This is a genomic window from Micromonospora marina (genome assembly GCF_900091565.1).
GTDB lineage: Bacteria > Actinomycetota > Actinomycetes > Mycobacteriales > Micromonosporaceae > Micromonospora > Micromonospora marina.
In genome coordinates this window covers 128058-145975 of the sequence record NZ_FMCV01000015.1, presented here as the reverse complement: position 1 = coordinate 145975, position 17918 = coordinate 128058, and the positions used below count along the sequence as shown (strand labels likewise).

The following is a 17918-nucleotide window of genomic DNA, read 5'->3' as shown; positions in this document are numbered from 1 at the left end:
AAGCATCTAAGCGGGAAGCTCGCTTCAAGATGAGGTATCCCACCCACATTTGTGGGGTAAGGCCCCCAGCTAGACGACTGGGTTGATAGGCCGGAAATGTAAGCCCGGTAACGGGTTCAGTTGACCGGTACTAATAGGCCGAGGACTTGACTACCAAGCTGCTACGCGTCCACTGTGCAACTCTGAACAAACTGCCGCCCGTGTTGTTGGGTTGGTTGACATGTTCATAGAGTTACGGCGGTCATGGCGGAGGGGAAACGCCCGGTCACATTCCGAACCCGGAAGCTAAGCCCTCCAGCGCCGATGGTACTGCACTCGGGAGGGTGTGGGAGAGTAGGACACCGCCGGACAATCTTTCCATTCAGGGTCACCCCTTTCGGGGTGGCCCTGAATTGCGTTCACCCCCGGAAAACACCACAACGGGCCGCTCCCGTCTCGTACCGTCGAGCCGGGACCGTCGTCGCACGCTCACCCGCCGGCTCGGTGGCGGGAACGTGACGTGTCGTACGCCGGGATCGTGATCGGGTCCGACCGCACGGGGTACAGGAGTGAGTATGGAGATCGGAATCATCGGGTCGGGGCACATCGGGGGCACCCTAACCCGTCGTCTGCGTTCACTCGGTCACGACGTCGCGGTGGCCAACTCCCGCGGGCCGCAGAGCCTCGCCGACCTCGCCGCCGATACCGGCGCCCGGGCGGTGCCGGTGGAGGACGCCGTGCGGGACGCCGAGTTGGTGGTCATCGCGATTCCGCTGAAGGCGGTGCCGCAACTCCCGGCAGCACTCTTCGACGGCAAGCTGGTGGTCGACGCCAACAACTACTACCCCCAGCGCGACGGTGACATCGCCGAGCTGCTGGACCGCAGCCTCAGCTCCAGCCGGTGGACCGCTGACCACCTCAAGGGCGCGCGGGTGGTCAAGGTCTTCAACAACATCCAGGCCGCGCACCTGATGGACGCGGGTAAGCCGGCGGGTACGGCGGGCCGGATCGCCCTGCCGGTGGCCGGTGACGACGCGGACGCCAAGCGGATCGTGATGGGGCTGGTGGACGAACTGGGCTTCGACCCGGTCGACGCGGGCACCCTGGACGAGAGCTGGCGGCAGCAGCCGGACACGCCCGTCTACGGCACCGACCGGGACGCCGACGGCGTACGCGAAGGACTGGCCGCGGCACGCCCGTGAGCAGCATGGAAAAGGCCCCGCCGGACACGCTCGGCGGGGCCTTTTCGCGTCTCGCGGATCAGTCGTCGTCCGGCTCCGGGGCGCAGATGAAGCGCGGCTCGGCGTCGTAGCGCCAGCTGAACTTCTCCCGCTTGAACACCTTGCCGTCCTTCTTGATGACCCGGTATGCGTCCTGGGCGAACCCGACAGCGCCGGCGGCGGCGATACAGGTCGGCCCCGGCGTCAGGTAGACCGTCTTCGGCTGGGTGATGTCGCGGCGCGGCCCGTACTCGGTCTTCACACTGTCGTAGATCTTGGTGCTCCAGATCGAGACGGTGATCGAGCTGGACGTGTACGACGTGTCGATCAGGACGCCGTACGGCGTGTTGTTGCGGAACTTGAAGTCGAGGTGCGGCCAGTAGATGGTCGACTCGATCACCGCCGGGTAGCGGCTGAAGTAGAACGAGTGCGGCTTGTGCTCGACGTCTTCCAGCCCGGCGTAGTAGGAGGCGTTGAACAGCGTGGTGGTGAACTGGGAGACGCCGCCGCCGACACCAGGCACCAGCTTGCCGCCGACGATCGTCGGCGCGTCCTTGTATCCCTGGTCGTAGCCGCGTTCGCCGGTGTGTCCGTTGAGCGAGAACGTCTCGCCCGGCTTCACCAGAGCGCCGTCCACGTCCTTCGCCGCCCGGACGATGTTCTGGCTGCGCGGTGACGAGAGACCGCCGGTGAATCGGGTGGTGAACGTCGACACCCGCTCCTTGATGCCGAGCTTCGCCAGTTCCGCCTCGGTCAGCTCGGGGGCGGCCGGCTTCAGCTCGGCGGTCACCGTACGGCCCTCGGTCTTCGGCAGCACGGCGAGCAACGCCGGGCCGAGCGCGGCGGCGTCGACCTGGCGTCCGGCCTTGCTGGGCAGCACCTTCGGCTTGCCGCCGCTGATGGTCAGCCCGGCGTCCCGCGGCTCGACCTCGAGCTTCGTCAGCTTGTCGCCGAGCGCGGTACGCAGCCGCTTGACGTCGACCTTCGGGGTCAGCGTGCCGGCGTCGTCGGCGGAGAAGCGCAGCGACCGGGCGATGGCGGCGGGCGGGATGGCGACCGAGCCGCCGTCGGTGGTGAGCGTGACCGGTGCGGCCACCGCGGGCCGGGCCAGCTCGGCGACGAGGCGGTCGACCTCCTCGCGGGTGGTGGCCGGCCACTTCTCGACGAGCGGTACGGTGACCGGCTCGGCGGCCAGCCAGCCGGTCTTCACCACGGCGGCGGCGCCGTCGGTGTCGATCGTCAGCGCCGGCTTCGGGTAGACCGGCTTCGGTGTGGTCCCGGTCCAGATGATCGCGGGCATGGTCATCTCACGCCCCTGTTCGCCCATCACCTTGCGCAGGGCCGCCCCCAGCCTGGTCTGGTCGACCGTGACCACCGGCTCGACGGTCCGGGAGCCGACGAGCCGGCTCACCGCGTGCGCGTCCGCCTCGGCGGCCGCCGCCACCGTCGCGTCCACGTCGATGGCGAGCCCCACCTCGGACGGCTTCAGCTCGGCCTTGTTCTCACCGACTGTGACCGCGAGCGGGGCGTTCAACGTGTCGGCCCGGCGTTCCAGCTCGGCGCGGAGCGCCTGGGCCGCCTCTGCGCGACTCCGCCCGCCCAGCTCGGCGCCGAGCACCGTGGTGCCGCGGGGCACGTCACCGGCGTACGCGTAGGCGCCCAGGCCGACACCGCCGGCGAGCACGGCCGCGACGATCCCTCCGGCCAGCAGCAGCCGGGTCCGTCGCGAGCGTGTGGGCTTGGCCGCGCCGCCTCCGGGTGGTGTGGCGACCGGCTCCATCTCGACGCCGGGCCAGCTCACCGCCGCCACCTTGATGGTGGGACGGTCGTCGGCAGCCGGCATCTTCTCGCCGTACATCGTCACTGCAACCTCGATCGGAAGTACACGCGGGGACCGCTTCCCCCGCGGGAGACACCTACGGTAGCCAACGCTCGGGCCCGCCGGGAGTGTCCGGTCCGGCGGTCCTGTCGGTTGATCGCCGGCGTCACACCGATCACCCGTTTCTCCGGCGGTGCCGCGCCGGGGATCGTGGCACGGTGAGCTGGTGCGGACACAGGATCGGGTGCCGGCGTACGGCGGCGGATGGCTGGACCGGGCGGCGGCGCGGCGCGCCGACGCGGACTGGCTGGCCGAGCGGCTGACCGACCCGGAGAGCGTCGTGCTGCCGCTGTGGCGCGACCGCTGCCTGGCCGACGGGGACGGCCCGGTCCGGCTCACCGGGGAACAGGCGTCGGCTGTCCGGGCCGCCGCGGGCGAGACCGTCTTCCTCGGGGTCGACGGGGACGCCGCGGTCTTCGCCGTCGACCTCTCCGAGCTGGACGAGCGGGCCGCCGTGGAGGCGGCCGCCGCGACGCGGGCGGTCGACCTGCGGGCGCTGGCCGGTCGGCTCGACCCGGCCGGTGCGGCGGTCCAGGCGTACGCCCGGGGGTTGCTGCTGTGGCACCGGCAGCAGCGTTACTGCGGCGCGTGCGGCGCGGCGGCGGTGGCCGGCGGCGGCGGACATGTCCGGACCTGCGCCGGCGCGGAGTGCGGGCGGATACTGTTCCCCCGGATCGAGCCGGCCGTCATCGTGCTCGTCGAGGCGCCCGGCCCGCCGGGGCGCTGCCTGCTGGCCCGGCACGCGGGCGCGGCCGAGGGGGCCTGTTCGACGCTCGCCGGTTTCGTCGAGGTCGGGGAGAGCCTGGAGGACGCGGTCCGCCGGGAACTGGTGGAGGAGGCGGGGGTGACCGTCACCGACGTGACCTACCAGGGGTCGCAGGCGTGGCCGTTCCCCGCGGGCCTGATGGTGGGGTTCCGGGCCGTCGCCACCTCGGAGCAGGTCCGCGTCGACGGGGTGGAGCTGGTGGAGGCGCGCTGGTTCACCCGGTCGGAGCTGCGGGAGCGGATCGCGTCCGGTCGGCCGCTGGGCCGGGTGGACTCGATCGATCACCTGTTGCTGGGCGACTGGCTGGGCGCCGACGCCCCGGCACGGCCATCAGCAGTGTCGTGACGGTGGCCGTCGCGAGGGCCGCGACGACCAGACCGCCGACGGTACGCGGTCGCACGGTCGCGGCGGCCGTGACCAGCGCGCCGGTGCCCAGCCACAGCGGTGCCGCCGCCCACCTGACGCCGCCGGCGAGACGGTCGTTGAGCAGCACGAACGTCACCGCGTAGAGTGCTCCGACGGCGGCGAACAGTGGCGCGTAGCGGCCGAGCGCGGTGTAGTCGGGTCCGCCGACGAGCCGGAAGGCCAGCCCGCCGGCGACCGTCGACGCGCCCACCAGGACCAGACCGCAGGCGCCCGTCACCACGAGCGCGACGGTGCGGCTGCGGCGGTCCCCGCGGGCCAGGCGCGGCAGGGCGAGGACGGCGGCGACCTGCGGAGCCCACAGCGCGCCCTTGGTCAGGACCGTCCCCACCGAGTACGCTCCGGAGCCCGACGGCGGCAGCAGCTGCCGGGCCAGCAGCAGGTCGGCGTAGGAGACGACGAGCATCGCCAGCGTCGCCCCGCACCCGGCGGTCACCTGGGCGACGGTCAGGCGCGGGGCGGCCGACGGACGCCGTTGCGTACCGGTGAGCCAGGCCAGCGCCGGGGGCGCCAGCGCGGCGGTGAGCGCACCGAGCCCGAGCGCGCCGGTCAGGCCCGCGCCGAGCAGCAGCCCCACGATCACCCCGCCGTAGCGGGCGGCGGCGAGCAGTGCCATCGCGGCGGCGAGCCGCAGGAAGCGCTGACCGCCCTGCAACTCGCCCAGCGAACGCGAGGAGAGCACCACCGAGGCCGTGGTGACCGCCAGCAGCGCGGGTACCACCGCCGGTAGGTCCAGCGCGGCGACCAGCACCGGCGTCGCCGCCAGCAGCGCCCCGGCGCACAGGGCGGCGGTCAGCACGGTGAGCCGCCGGGTGTCGGACGGGCCGTGCCGGGCGTGGTGCACGGCGACCGCCAGTTGCAGGCCGAGCCCCGGCACCCCGACGATGGCCACCAGGCCGAGGGCGGTCGCGAGCGCGCCGAGGTCGTCCGCGTCGAGCTTCCGGGCGGCGAGCACCGGCACCAGGTAGGCGAGGCCGTTCACCAGGACACCGGCGAGCGTGACGGCGACACCGGCCGCTCCCAGCCCGGTCCTCCGGCCGTCCGCCGGGTCCGGCTCCGGCCGGCCCTCGCTCACGTGATCTCCGAGACGCGGGACACCGGCGCGCCGCCGGTGCCCGGCGTGGCGTCCGGTCCCGGCCGCCCGGCCGAGCCCGGCTCGGTCGGCCCCGCCACGCCCGCGTCCCGGTCCGGATCCGGCTCGGCCTCGCCGTCCGGCCCTCGGTCCGCGTCGCGGTCCGTGGCCGTCTCGGCGTCGCGTTCCGGCTCTCGGTCCGGACCCGTGCCTGGACGGGTGAGGGCGGCGGGAGCGGCGACCGCCCCGGCGAGGGCGAGGACGCGGGCCGGCTGCCCGTCCGCCTCCGGCGCCCGCGGGCCCGGCACGACCGGGACCGCCGGTCTGATCCGGCGTACGGGCCGCCGACGGGCGGTCGTGGGGAGCCAGAGCGCGCCCAGGGCGGCGACCGTCAGGAGTTGCGGCAGCGCGTCGGTGTGCCGGTCACCCGACTTCAGGTGGACCCATCCGGCCAGCGCCACGAGCGCGCCGGGAAGCCACGTCTCGGCGGCCCGGACGATCCGCCGGACCCGCCGGGGGTCGCCGGTCCAGGGCAGGCGGCGCGGCCCGGGTACGGCGAGCATGAAGCCCGCCGCCACCAGCAGGCCACCGATCAGACCGCTGTGGAGCACGAGCGCGGCGGCGCCGACGGCGAGCAGCGGCAGCGAGCGGACGAGCCGTCGCCGGGCCGCCGACGCGACGGCGACAGTGCGATCCCCCGCGGGCCGGCGCTCGGGCAGCACCGCGAGCAGGACCACCACCGCCAGTAGGACACCGCCGAGCAGCAGACCCGTCCGGTACGGGGTGTCCGGCGTGAAGCGCAGCACCACGTCCCCGGAGACACCTGCCGGAAGGATCCAGCCCTGCTGCCAGCCGTCCACCACGAGCGGGGTGAGCGTCTTCCCGCCGACGGTCGCCTGCCAGCCGGTGTTTGTGTTCTCCCGGACCGCGAGCACCCGGTCGACGGGGTGCCCGGACACCCGTACCCGCCGCTCGGTGGCCGACCAGGAGCCCACCTCGATGTCCCCGGCGGTGGCCTCCGCGGCGGGCGTCGCGGTCCGTGGCGTCAGCGCGACTCGGGTGGCGGTGGCGAGCGTGCTCGCGGTGGTGACGACGCGGTGCTCGCCGCTGCCCAGGTCGAGCTGCTCGGGCGAGTTCCGGCCGCAGGCGGTGACCGCCATGTCGCGCATCTCCAGCAGGTCGCGCACGGTGCCGGTGAGCGTGGTGGTGATCCGGGACGCGCCGACCTGAAGCGTCGGGCCGGAGCCGCAGGCCAGCTTCAGCGGCGTCTCCGGGCGGGGTGCGACAGTGGTGCCGAGGGGCAGGACAGTCACCTCGCCGACCGCGACGGGAAGCGGCTCGGGCAGCCGCAGGCCGTACGGGTCGGTGCTGGTGGCGGACGGCTTGTCCAGGAACTGGATGGTGATGGAGTCGGTCCGCATCGGCGGGTCGAGCGTGAACACGCCGTCGTTCGTGAGCAGGTTGCTGCGGAACCCGTCGTTGCCGACCACCCGGACGCTGCCGAGCCGGGTGGCCGCGGTCCCCTCCTCGACGGTGAAGCGGATCCGGCTGATGACCTGCGGTTCGAGCCAGGTGAGGCGCAGGATCGGCGCCTCGTCGTCGAGCGCCGGTGACCAGCTCGTGGCGGGGTTGCCGTCGAGGACCGCGCCGGGCCGGCCGGCCGGGTCTGGCACTGCCGTCGAGGACGCGGTGACCTGCGGCGCGAGGCGTAACGGCTGGGCCTCGGCGACCAGCTTGTCCAGGGCGGCGTTCAGCTCCGGGCCGGGGGTCGGCCGCGCCCACAGCTTCGCGTCGTACGTCCCGGCCACCGGCAGCGTGAAGGTGCGGTCGATGGTGGAGGCGTCCTCCGAGCCGCGGATCGCGTCGGTGGAGCAGCGCGGCCGGCCGTCGACTGTGAAACAGGCGGGCGTGGTCGGGGCCGCCGACACGACAACGCCGGCCGGCTGGTCGGTGGCGGGGGCGGCGGGCAGTTGGAGGGTCCGGCCGGTCTCGACGCCGGGAATCCTGATCTCGGTGATGCCCACCGACTTGTCGCCGAACGGGCGCAGGTCGAACGCGGCGTCGACGGAGACCTCGACCTTGCGGGTGGCGTGGACGCCCTGCAGTTCGAAGACCATGTGGTCGCCGAACTGTTCGACGGTGCGGCTCTCGTAGCCGGCGGTCACGGTGACGGTGGTGGGCAGGGCGTCGGCCTTGAGGTCGAACCACACCTCGACCCGGACGACCCGGGTCGGATTCGCCAGGTTCACCTCGATCCACTGCTTGTCGCTGTCCGAGTGCGGCGCCGACCGCCAGGACGTGGCGGTGTCCCCGTCCATCGCGGCGTACGGCTGATGTTCGGGCCGGGCCCCGCCGGTCGCGTCGATCTGGGAGCGGGCGGTCGAGGCGCGGATCCCGCTGATGCCCTCGAAGCGGGCGACCGTCGACCACTCCGACCCCCAGTCGGGCAGGTAGTCGTGCGCGGGCGCGGACACCGCGAAGGTGTCGTCGGCGGTGAGCGTCTGGGAGGAGTTGTCGCGCAGCCGGCCGAACGAGACGGCCCGGCGGCGCATCCCGTCGGTCAGCACCACCCGCCCGGTGCTCTCGCCTGCCTTCACGTCGCCGGCCAGGACCGTGGGCGCGTCGCCGAGCTGGCCCGAGGCGGCCAGGTCGAGCAGCGACTCGGGACCGCCGACGACGGTGGTCACGTCGTCGCGGTCGTAGGCGACCACCGGCTGGACGGCCCGGTCCACCCGGTACACCTCAAGCGCCCGTCCGGGCACGTCGAGACCTTGGTCGCGGAACTCCTCCGGGTCGTCGGAGCCGCCGCGTACCGGGCCGAACGACAGGACGCGGGTCAGGCCGGGCGAGCGTTCCAGCGCCTGCCGCACGACCGCCGGGCGGGCCGTGTCCGAGCGGCCGTGGTCGAGGTCGGCGCGGAACAGGACGTGGCTGATCCCGGAGCGGGCGAGCAGATCGGCCAGGCCGGCCGAGCCGGCGCCGGTGGCGAGCGTCGACTCGATCGCGTCCAGCAGCCGGATCGTGGCGGGCGGGGTGAACGGGATGGCGTTGCGGACCGCCCACCGGCTGTTCAGCAGCGGTTGGGCGATCTCGTCGGTGGTGGCGCCCCAGTCGTACACGGGGAAGCGCGCGCCGGGGACGACGAGCACACGCCCGCGTGCGGTGTTCGTGTCCAGCCAGTCGGTCGCCTCGTGCCAGTAACCGGGCACGTCCTTCACCGCGCCCGGGGTGGCGAGGCCGCCGGCGAGCGCCGGTGAGGCGACGCCTGCGACCGCGACCATCGCCGTGCCGGCGGTGAGCCAGGCCCGGGCCGTGGCGCGGCCGCGGCGCTGCTCGGGCGCGGTCCGGGCGGCCCGTACGGCGAGGCTGACCAGGTGCGCCAGACCGAGCGCCAGCGGCAGACGGAGCAGCACGTCGAACTTGTGTACGTTGCGCAGCGGGGCGCCGATGCCGTCGAGGAACTGCTGCTGCGGCCCGGCGAGGATGTTCGGCAGGTCGCCGGTGTGCCCGAGCCCGACGAGCGCGACGCCGAGCAGCAGACCGGTGATGAGGAACCGCCGGTGCGGCATCCCGCGCCGGGACAGGCCGAGCACCCCGAGCGCGGCCACCGCCAGGGTGGCCACGACGAGCAGCGTGTCGTTGGCCAGCCGCGCGCCGGCCGGGATGGTCGCGCCGAACGGGGAGGCCAGGTACGCGACCCAGTAGGAGGCACCGCGCAGCGTCGTCACCGCGTCGGTGACGCTCGTGGTGTTGCGGGCGGTCTCGATGTAGTCCAGGAAGGGCGGGCTGTACCGCCCGAGGACCAGCAGCGGGATCAGCCACCACGCGGTGGCCAGGGCGACCGCGCCGCACCAGGCCGCGAGGGCGGTGACGCGGCGGCGCAGCGGCCGGAGCGTGGCGAGCCAGAGCAGGGCGAGCGGCACCACGGCGGCGACGGCGGTGGCGTTGACGCCGCCCGCGCAGGCGGCGGCGACCGCCGATCCGGCGACCGCGCGGCGCAGCGGGGCGCCCCGGGCGAGTCCGACGAGCGGGATGAGCACCCACGGCGCGACGGCGCTGGGCCAGGACTCCACCGACGACCAGCCGAGCTGGGTCAGGATGCGCGGCGACAGCGCGAACGCGACACCGGCGATCATCCGGCCGGCGGGACTGCCGATGCCGAGCCGGCCCGCCAGCCGCACCACACCGAGGTACGCGACGCAGAACAGCAGCGCCCACCACAACCGCTGGACGATCCACGGCGCGATGCCCAGTTCCGTCCCGAGCAGGAAGAACGGGCCCATCGGCCAGAGATATCCGTACGCCTGGTTCTGGAGCTGGCCGAACGTGCCGGTGGGATCCCAGAGGTGCAGCGAACGCAGCAGCCACCCGGCCGGATTGACGTTGAGGTCGACCTTGGTGTCCGGGACGACCTGCCCGGGGGCCTGCTGGAAGGCGAGGGCGGTGAGCGCGAGGCAGATCGTCAGGTGCCGGAACCGTCGCGCCGTCTGCCGGGCACGGCCGGTCTCCCGGGCGGGGGTGTCCGTCCCCGTCGGCGACGTTGTCGTCCCGTCCGCACGCATTTCGGCTCCTGTCTCCGCCGGCCGTACGCGCACCTGCAGCATGACGCGTGTCGCGCGACGTTATCCGGACCGGACGCGCAGCGGCGACCTGGGGCGCTGCAGGGCTTCATCAGGAGAACGGCCGTCCCCACGGCGTGTAAGCGTGTGGCAGGCTGCCGACCATGTCAATGCCACAAGCAGCGGCCGAGACGCATCCGGCAGCCGTCGGCGCGGAGGACGACGGACCCGGACCGATCGGTCGTTGGATAGCCGCCGACCGGGTCCGCGCGGTCGCGATCGCCCTCATCGTCGTGTCCGTCGCGTCACGCGCCGGGCTGGCCGCCCGTGGCTGGTTCTCGCAGGACGAGTTCGTCATCGCCGCGCAGGTGCTCGACACCCGGCTGGACCCGGACTACCTGCTGGGCACGTTCAACAACCACCTCATGCCGGCCGGGCTGGCGGTCGCGTGGGTGATGGTCCGGCTCGCCGGATTCACCGGCTGGCCGTGGATCCTGCTGCTGGCGGCCGGGCAGGCGGCGGTGGGGATCGCCCTCTACCGGCTGCTTCGTGACCTGCTGCGGCCCGGCTGGGGGCTGTTGGTCCCGCTGAGCCTGTTCCTGTTCAGCCCGCTGACGCTCGAGGTGTCGTCGCTGTGGCTGGTCGGGTTGCTCGTGCTGCCGCCGCAGCTCGCCCTGGTCCTCGCGGTGGCGGCCCACGTCCGGTACGTGCGTACCGGCCGGAGGCGGCATCTCGCCCTGGTCGCGTTCTGGGTCGTGTTCGGTCTGCTCTTCGACACCAAGGCGCTGCTGATCGTGCCGCTGCTGTTCCTGCTGACCGCGTTCCTGTTCACCAAGGGCCGCGCGTGGCGCAGCCTGGTGACCACGGTCGTGCGGTTCTGGCCGGCGTGGCTGATGCTCACCGTGCTGTCCGGGGCGTACCTGGCGTACTACCTGACCCGTCCGGCCCGGGGGCTGGACGAGCCCACCTCGGTCGGGCAGGTCTTCTCCTTCCTGAGCGACCTGGTCGGCGACACGATGGTGCCGGGCCTGCTCGGCGGGCCGTGGCGCTGGACGGACGCCGGTGACGGGCCGCCGCTGTCCGACCCGTACGACATCGCCAAGTGGCTGTCCTGGGCGGTGCTCGCGGCGCTGATCGTGGTCACCGTGCGGCGGCGGCCGTCCGCCGGGCGGGCCTGGCTGCTGCTCGCCTGCTACCTCGGCCTGGTCGCCGCGCTGTTCGCGGTGACCAGGCTCGGCGGACCGCTGGGGCCGCTGGTCGGCGTCGTCCCCCGGTACGTCGCGGACGTGGTGCTGGTGGCCGCGATCTGCGTCGGGGTGGCGCTGCTCGGGATGAAGGACAACGACGAGGACGACGTCTCCGCGTGGCCGCTGCCGACGGCCCTGCGGGAGCCGGGCGCCTTCGCCGTCGGCCTGGTCTCGATGATCGTGCTGCTGGCCACCATCGGGGTGGGGACGCTGTGGAGCACCGCGCGGTTCGGCGACAACTGGAGCACCAAGTACGGGCGGGACTACCTGGCCACCACGCAGGCCGAGCTGGCCGCCGCGCCGCCCGGCACCGTCTTCTTCGACACCGTCGTCCCGGACCGGGTCGTCGCCGGGTACTTCTGGCCGGACAACCTCCAGTCCCACTTCTTCCGTCCGGCCGAGCGCCGGCCGACGTTCGTGACGATGAGCGAGAAGCCGTCGACGTTCGACGAGAACGGCCGGATCCGTCCGGTCGTGGTCGAGGGTCGCAAGGTCGCGCCCGGCACCGTGGAGGGCTGCGGGCACCTGGCCGAGGGCGGCCGGACCGCCCGCATCCCGATGGACGGCTACCTGACCGAGTGGCCGTACGTGGTGCACTTCGGCTACGTCAGCTCCGGTGACTCGACAGCGGTGTTCAAGCTCGGCGCGGCGACCCGCGAGATCACGCTCAAGGAAGGGCTCAACGACCTGTTCTTCATGCTGGAGGGCGCCGGGTCCGCGGTCGAGCTGACGCTGGACACGCCGGACGTCCGGCTGTGCACCAACCTGGTCACCATCGGCCGGGCGGTGCCGAAGCCGTAATGAGCGGGCGTCCCGCCGAGGCCGGCGGTTCCGCGGTTCGGCGGTGGCGGGAGACGCTGCCGCTGTACCTCGTGGCGGTCGTCGTCACCGCGCTGGTCCTGGCTCCGCTGGCGGCGCCGGGCTACGCGCTGCGGTACGACATGGTGTTCGTCCCCCGGCAGCCGCTGAGCTGGGATCTCGTGGCCCCGGCGCAGAGCCTGCCCCGGGCGGTCCCGATGGACGCGCTGGTGTCGCTGGTGACCCAGCTCGTGCCGGGCTGGGTGGTGCAGCGGGTGGCGCTGGCCGGGGCGGTCCTGTTCGCCGCCGTGGGCGCGGGACGGCTGGTGCCGACGCGGCGGCGTGCGGTGCGACTGGTCGCCGCCGTGGCGTACGCGTGGACGCCGTACCTGGCCGAGCGGCTGCTGATCGGGCAGTGGGGGCTGCTGCTGGCGTACGCCGCGCTGCCCTGGCTGGTGGCCGCGGCGCTGGACCTGCGGGCGGGCCGCGACGGCGCGCCCGCCCGGGTGGTGCTGTTCGCCGCGCCCGCCGCGATCACCCCGACCGGCGGCGTGATCGCGCTGGCGACGGTGCTCGCGCTGGCGGCGGACCGGGCCCGGCTCCGGCTGTCCGTGGTCGCGGTGGGCGGGGTCGCGCTGCTCAACACCCCGTGGATCGTGGCGGCCCTGGTCACCGGCGCGGCTGGCACGTCCGATCCGGCCGGTGTGGCGGCGTTCGCGGCGCGCGCCGAGAACTGGGCCGGACCGCTGGTGGCGCTCGCGGGCACCGGCGGCATCTGGAACGTGCAGGCCACCCCGGCCAGCCGGTCCGCCACCCTGGCCCCGCTGGCGGCGGTGGTGCTCGTGGTCCTGGCCGTGGCCGGCGCGGGGCTGTTGCGGCGCCGGCTGGCGGCGGGCGCGGCGGTACGGCTGGGCGTGCTGGCCGGCGGCGCGTACCTGCTGGCCGCCCTCGCCGTGCTGCCCGGCGGGAACGCGGCGCTGAGCTGGGCGGTGGCGCACGTCCCGGGGGCGGGACTGCTCCGCGACGGGCAGAAGTTCCTCGCGCCGTACGCCCTGGTGCTGGTGGTGTGCGCGGCGCTCGGTGCCGAGCGGCTGGTGGCCCGGATCGACCGGGAGGTCGGCGGGATCGTGCTGGCCGGGCTGCTGCTCCTGCCGGTGGCCGCGATGCCGGACCTGGCGTTCGGCGGGGCCGGCCGGATCAGCCCGGTGCGCTACCCGACGGACTGGCAGGCGGTGGCCGAGCGCCTGCCCGAGGATCCGGGTGAGGTCCTCGCCCTGCCGCTGACCACCTACCGGGCCTATCCGTGGAACCCGGGCCGGGTGGTGCTGGACCCGGCCCCCCGCTACCTGCCGGGGACCGTGCTGACCGACGACACGCTCGTGGTCGACGACGTCGCGGTGGCCGGGGAGAATCCGCGCCTGCGTGAGGTGCGCCGGGTGCTGGCCGACGGGCAGCCGGTCTCGGCCACCGGCGTGGGCTGGGTGCTGGTGCAGCACGGTACGCCGAGCACAGTCGACCCGGCCGTCCTGGCCGGTCTCGACCTGCGGTACGAGGGGGAGTCGCTGAGCCTCTACCGGAACCCGGCCGCGTCGGACCCGCCGCAGCGGGCCGGAGCGGGCCGGTGGCTGGTGGTGCTCGCGTGCGGAACTGCCGTTCTGGTGGTCGTCGCTGCCGCCTTTTCGACCCTACGCCGGCGAGCTACTGCGTGGTAACGTCCGCTCGCACGTCTCACCATCGGAGGAATGGCATGCGTAGAGCTTTGACCCTTGTCGTGTCCGGCCTGGTGGCGGCGTTGCTGGGGGTCCTTGCCCTCGGCGGGCTCTCGGCCGCCGCGACCGCCACGGCGGAGGAGGCCGCGACCGAGGCTCGCAGCGCCTCGGAGGCGGCCAAGCGGACCGGGAAGCAGGACCCGTACGCCCCTGAGGTCTACGGCAACAGGTAGGACGGGTCGCCCCGCCGCTGTACCGGGCGGGGCGAGTCCGCGGTCTCCAGCAGGGTCGCGAAGCGTTCCCCCGCCACCGGCCAGGTGAAGTTCGCCGCGTGCCGCCTGGCCTGAGCACCCATCTCCTGACGCATCGCGTCGTCGCGCAGCAGCGTGCGCACCTTCGCCAGGTAGTCGTCGATGTCGTCGGCCAGCAGGCCGGTACGCCCGTCGACCACCGCCTCCGCGACGCCGCCCGCCTCCCGGAACGCCACTGTGGGCGTACCGGCGGCGCCGGCCTCCACGATGGTCAGCCCCCAGCCCTCCTTGAGCGACGGCGTCAGGGCGACCCAGGCCGAGGCGAGCAGCGCGGCCTTCTCCTCCTCCGTCACGAAGCCCCGGAAGTCGACCCGGTCGGTGATGTCCAGCTCGTCGGCGACCTCGCGCAGGTGCGACTCCCACCAGCCCTGCCCGGCGACCACCAGGCGGAGCTGGGGCAGTTCGTCGGCGAGCGCCGCCACCGCGCGCAACGCCACCTCCACCCGCTTGTGCGGCACCAGGCGGTTCAGCGTCACGAGCAGCGGGAACGGGGCGCGCCCGGCGTCGGTACGGGGCAGCTCCGGCGTGCCGTTGTAGACCACCGAGACCTGCTCCGGCGGTACGCCGAGGGTGGCGAGTTCGCGCCGGGTCGCCTCGGACACGGTGACGTACCGGCACCGCCGGTAGACGCGTACCGCCAGTGACGACTCGACCCACCAGCCGAACCGGGCGGCAAACTGCGGCAGGACCACCGGCCACTGCTCGCGGTGCACGTGGTGGATCAGCTTGACCACCGGTCGCCGGGCCCAGAGCGGGGAGAGGAACGGCAGGCCGTTGCAGACGTCGACGAGGATGTCCGGCCGGCCGCCCCGGCGGGCGGCGAGCGGGCCGAGGCCGAACGCGCCGGCCAGGTAGCAGAGCGCCGCCCAGAGGTAGACGGTGTGCCGGCCGCCGCGCCGGACGAACCGGATGCCCGCCTCGTCGACCTCGTCGGCGGGAGCCTCGCGGTGCGCGGCGCAGAACAGGGTGGCGCGGAATCCGCGTGCAACCAGCTCGCCGGCGATCCGTTCCACGTACACCTCGGAACCGCCGCCCTCGGGGTTGCGAGTGTCTCGCCAGTTGAGGAACAGCACGTGTCCGGGTATGCCGAAGCGACGCTCCACGCGAACCCTACTCTCAAGTAATTTAGCGGTGCGCGTCACATTAAGGGCTGGGACTCGCGCCCGGCAATGCCCCGAGCGGCGGCGTCGAGCCACCGGGCGTCGTCGGATGACGCCCGGTGTTCAGCCGGTCACTGTCAGGCGGGCGCGGCGACGTCCGGCGCGGTGGCCGGGGCCGCCGGTGACCCTGCCGCCGGTCCGCGTCCGGCCGGCCGGCGTCGGCGCTGCGTGCCGAGCGTCTGGAGGGGGCGCTCGACGCCGTAGTAGCTGACCGCGGCGTACGCCAGGCCGAAGACCATGGTCAGGGCGAAGATGTCGAGGAACCCGCCGGTGAACAGCGGCCGGTCGTCGAGCAGGTAGATCAGCTCGATGACCAGCGGGTGCCACAGGAACAGCCCGTACGACACCAGGCCCATCCAGCGCGCCGAACCGCTGCTGAAGACCTCCTTCGCCCGGGTCTGGCCGCCGAACGCCACCGGGATCGTGATCAGGGCGGCGATCACGAGGTAGAGCGTCAGCTTGGTGCCGAACTCGACAGCGGTCGGGCCGGTCAGGTCGCGCGGGCCGGCGATCGGCGTCGTCGCGATCGCCATCACCGCGAGCGCGGCACCCCAGCAGGCGAGCGGCGCCGAGGCGAGGTCGTCGAGCACACGGAAGGCGGCCGGCGCGGTGCCGGTACGCAGGGCCACGTGCGCCGCGGCCAGCGCCATGCCGGCGCCGAACCAGGCGGCGTACGAGGGGAACCACATCGTGTGCAGCGCATTGTCGAGCCAGCCCGCGCCCATCATGGCGACCCATGCGAGGGTCAGCAGCGCCCCGGAGGAGGCGAGCAGCACGGTGCGGACGGGACGCCAGGTGCGGCCCACGGCGAGCACGGCGAGCAGCGGCAGGAGCAGGTAGAAGACCACCTCGGTGGCGAGGCTCCAGGTCTGGCTGAGCCCGTAGCGGAGCTGGCCCGGTCCGTAGATCTGGGTGAACGTGAGGTGGCGCAGCCAGTCACCGGCCGACACCGGGTGGTTGCCGGGCAGGACGACGAAGCAGACCACCACCGCCAGCCAGTACGCGGGCACGATCCGCAGCGCGCGGCGCCAGAAGTACCGCTCGGTGCGGGGCCGCGGGCGCCCGGTGGCGACAGCGAGCGCCCACGGCCGGAACAGCAGGAACCCGGAGAGCACGAAGAAGATCGCGACGCCCACGTCCAGGCGCGCCAGCCAGCCGCCCCACGTGGTGTTCATGGTGACGGCGGTCTGGAAGCCGACGTGGTGACCGACGACCGCCACCGCTCCGATCGCTCGCAGCGCGTCGAGGGCGGGAAGACGGCCCGTTACCGATGGCTCCGGGATTGTTGGCGTGGTGGCTGTGGACATCTGGACATCCAGGGGGTCGCTTTTGCAGGTGACTGGGGAGTAACCTCCCGCCAATGCTAAGGATCGGGTGCCCCGGACGACAGACCGTAGGGCGGCAGGTTACAGGAGGATGAGTGAAGCTTCGCGTGGGCGCCGCGCTCTTCGGGCTCGGTGTCTTGTTGCTGGTCTTCGCGGCCGGGCTGCCGTTCTACGTGGCCCCCGCCGTGACCAAGCTGCCCTATGACCTGGAACCAACGACGTCCGTCGCCGAGGCGAAGGGCGCGAAGTTCCTACAGATCAAGTCCGAAGCCGGCGGAGTCAGCATCGACGTACCGCAGGCCGATCTCGTGTCCAGCATCGAGGTCATCCCGCAGCCGGAGGACACCAAGGACCGCTTGCCCAAGGAGCTGACGGGCGACGGGGTCATCTGGAACGTCTTCCAGACGGTCAAGCGCAGCGACAACCAGGATGTGATCAGCCAGTACAGCACCGAGCTGGCGCTGTACCGGATCTCCGGCGCGGCGGCGCCGTGGGACGAGCAGTGGCTCAACGAGTCCGGCGCGCAGCAGACCCCGGTCGGCAACGTGCGTTACTCCGGCCAGATCTACAAGTTCCCGTTCGGCACCGGCAAGCGTGACTACCAGGTGTTCGACCGCGACCTGAAGAAGACGGCCCCGGCGCGGTTCACCGGCACCGAGAAGATCAAGGGCGTCGAGACGTACCGCTTCGAGCAGCGGATCGAGAACGAGCCGCTGAACACGCCCGAGGACAGCATCAAGACGCTGCTGGGCAAGTTCGCGCCCGGCGCGACCACCGGCCAGATCGTCTACAGCAACACCCGTACGCTCTGGGTCGACCCGGTGACCGGCGCCTACATCAAGGTTCGCGAGCAGCAGTACAAGGAGCTGCGCCCGGACACCGGCGCCCCCACCGTGCTGCTGGACGCGGACTTCAACTACAACGACGACACGATCAGCCGCAGCATCGAGACGGTGCAGGACAACCGTTTCAAGATCGGCCTGATCAGTGTCTGGGGCCCGATCATCGCCGGTGTGCTCGGCCTGATCGCCCTGATCGCGGGCGTGTGGCTGGTGACCCGGCCCAAGGGTGACGGCAGCGCCCGGCACCGGGCGGACGCGCCGAGCTCCGACCCGACGCCCACCCGCGTCGACCAGGAGCCCGTGGGCGGCCCGCTCGACGACGAGATCCCGCCGGCGTCGACGAACTGGCGGTCGGACGACGTGCCGGCCCAGCGTTCGGGTGCCGGTGAGGTGGAGCGCCGCTGACCGGTACGCCGGAAGCACGACGGAGGGGTGGACCGCGCTGCGGTCCACCCCTCCGTCGTGGAGATCTCCCATGCGGGCGAACGTACTTTACATCCGTTACTCGATTGTAACGGCGAGATGTCCGATGGCTTCCGTCGCGCTACTCGATCGTCGCGGCGATCACCACCGTCTACTCCCTGATCGGGCTCGACCTCGGCGGCTTCTTCCCCGGCCTGCTGCTCGG

Annotated in this window: 10 protein-coding genes, 2 rRNA genes and 1 pseudogene; 8 read left to right on the top strand and 5 right to left on the bottom strand. The window is 73.1% G+C overall.

The window, feature by feature from the left end:
* The 3 genes from GA0070215_RS18545 to GA0070215_RS18535 form a co-directional block, all read left to right on the top strand.
* Positions 1-154: ribosomal RNA gene (locus GA0070215_RS18545) — 23S ribosomal RNA — on the top strand; the annotation flags it as partial.
* A 79-nt stretch (positions 155-233) separates the two neighbouring features.
* Positions 234-350, top strand: a 5S ribosomal RNA gene (gene rrf / locus GA0070215_RS18540).
* A gap of 204 nt (positions 351-554) precedes the next feature.
* Positions 555-1181: an NADPH-dependent F420 reductase gene (locus GA0070215_RS18535; RefSeq protein WP_018786513.1), complete on the top strand. Its 627-nt coding sequence runs from the start codon at positions 555-557 to the stop codon at positions 1179-1181.
* A gap of 58 nt (positions 1182-1239) precedes the next feature.
* Here the strand turns inward: GA0070215_RS18535 and GA0070215_RS18530 are convergent, their stop codons facing one another.
* Positions 1240-3057: a VanW family protein gene (locus GA0070215_RS18530; protein ID WP_208600376.1), complete on the bottom strand. Its 1818-nt coding sequence runs from the start codon at positions 3055-3057 to the stop codon at positions 1240-1242.
* A gap of 187 nt (positions 3058-3244) precedes the next feature.
* On the opposite strand from GA0070215_RS18530, the pseudogene nudC reads away from it, so the two are divergent.
* Positions 3245-4168: pseudogene (nudC, locus tag GA0070215_RS18525) on the top strand (NAD(+) diphosphatase); the annotation flags it as partial.
* On the opposite strand, the gene GA0070215_RS29170 reads toward nudC, so the two are convergent.
* Both GA0070215_RS29170 and GA0070215_RS18520 read right to left on the bottom strand, forming a co-directional pair.
* Positions 4059-5342: a polysaccharide biosynthesis protein gene (locus GA0070215_RS29170; RefSeq protein ID WP_244167043.1), complete on the bottom strand. Its 1284-nt coding sequence runs from the start codon at positions 5340-5342 to the stop codon at positions 4059-4061. The pseudogene nudC and the gene GA0070215_RS29170 overlap by 110 nt on opposite strands.
* Positions 5339-9901, bottom strand: a complete 4563-nt coding sequence (locus GA0070215_RS18520) for an alpha-(1->3)-arabinofuranosyltransferase (protein WP_091047916.1) — start codon at positions 9899-9901, stop codon at positions 5339-5341. Before GA0070215_RS18520 ends, GA0070215_RS29170 begins: the two co-directional genes overlap by 4 nt.
* 161 nt (positions 9902-10062) lie before the next feature.
* Here GA0070215_RS18520 and GA0070215_RS18515 point away from each other — a divergent pair, with 161 nt between their 5' ends.
* From GA0070215_RS18515 to GA0070215_RS18505, 3 genes are read left to right on the top strand one after another with little or no spacing between them, the layout of a single operon-like run.
* The gene (locus tag GA0070215_RS18515) at positions 10063-11946 is read left to right on the top strand and encodes a hypothetical protein (RefSeq protein WP_091047895.1); all 1884 of its coding nucleotides are present in this window, start codon (positions 10063-10065) and stop codon (positions 11944-11946) included.
* Positions 11946-13655, top strand: coding sequence for an MmpA family trehalose lipid delivery protein (locus GA0070215_RS18510; RefSeq protein WP_091047892.1), 1710 nt, complete (start codon positions 11946-11948; stop codon positions 13653-13655). Before GA0070215_RS18515 ends, GA0070215_RS18510 begins: the two co-directional genes overlap by 1 nt.
* 35 nt (positions 13656-13690) lie before the next feature.
* Positions 13691-13885, top strand: coding sequence for a hypothetical protein (locus GA0070215_RS18505; RefSeq protein ID WP_026268157.1), 195 nt, complete (start codon positions 13691-13693; stop codon positions 13883-13885).
* Here GA0070215_RS18505 and GA0070215_RS18500 read toward each other — a convergent pair.
* Positions 13870-15066 carry a glycosyltransferase family 4 protein gene (locus GA0070215_RS18500; protein WP_091047888.1) on the bottom strand — a complete coding sequence of 399 codons (1197 nt, stop codon included), beginning with the start codon at positions 15064-15066 and terminating at the stop codon, positions 13870-13872. The genes GA0070215_RS18505 and GA0070215_RS18500 overlap by 16 nt on opposite strands.
* Before the next feature lie 134 nt (positions 15067-15200).
* Complete coding sequence (locus tag GA0070215_RS18495) at positions 15201-16430, bottom strand: acyltransferase family protein (protein ID WP_091047885.1); 1230 nt, start codon at positions 16428-16430, stop codon at positions 15201-15203.
* A 113-nt stretch (positions 16431-16543) separates the two neighbouring features.
* On the opposite strand from GA0070215_RS18495, the gene pgfA reads away from it, so the two are divergent.
* On the top strand, positions 16544-17695 hold the full coding sequence (gene pgfA, locus GA0070215_RS18490; protein WP_026268160.1) for a cell envelope lipid trafficking protein PgfA: 1152 nt from the start codon (positions 16544-16546) through the stop codon (positions 17693-17695).
* Positions 17696-17918: the final 223 nt, after the last annotated feature.

Bases quoted from the DNA above. Each gene is read 5' to 3' on its own strand.
- GA0070215_RS18515 (WP_091047895.1), top strand. From the start codon at position 10,063: ATGTCAATGCCACAAGCAGCGGCCGAGACGCATCCGGCAGCCGTCGGC.
- GA0070215_RS18505 (WP_026268157.1), top strand. From the start codon at position 13,691: ATGCGTAGAGCTTTGACCCTTGTCGTGTCCGGCCTGGTGGCGGCGTTG.
- GA0070215_RS18535 (WP_018786513.1), top strand. From the start codon at position 555: ATGGAGATCGGAATCATCGGGTCGGGGCACATCGGGGGCACCCTAACC.
- GA0070215_RS18495 (WP_091047885.1), bottom strand. From the start codon at position 16,430: ATGTCCACAGCCACCACGCCAACAATCCCGGAGCCATCGGTAACGGGC.
- GA0070215_RS18520 (WP_091047916.1), bottom strand. From the start codon at position 9,901: ATGCGTGCGGACGGGACGACAACGTCGCCGACGGGGACGGACACCCCC.
- GA0070215_RS18510 (WP_091047892.1), top strand. From the start codon at position 11,946: ATGAGCGGGCGTCCCGCCGAGGCCGGCGGTTCCGCGGTTCGGCGGTGG.
- GA0070215_RS18530 (WP_208600376.1), bottom strand. From the start codon at position 3,057: ATGTACGGCGAGAAGATGCCGGCTGCCGACGACCGTCCCACCATCAAG.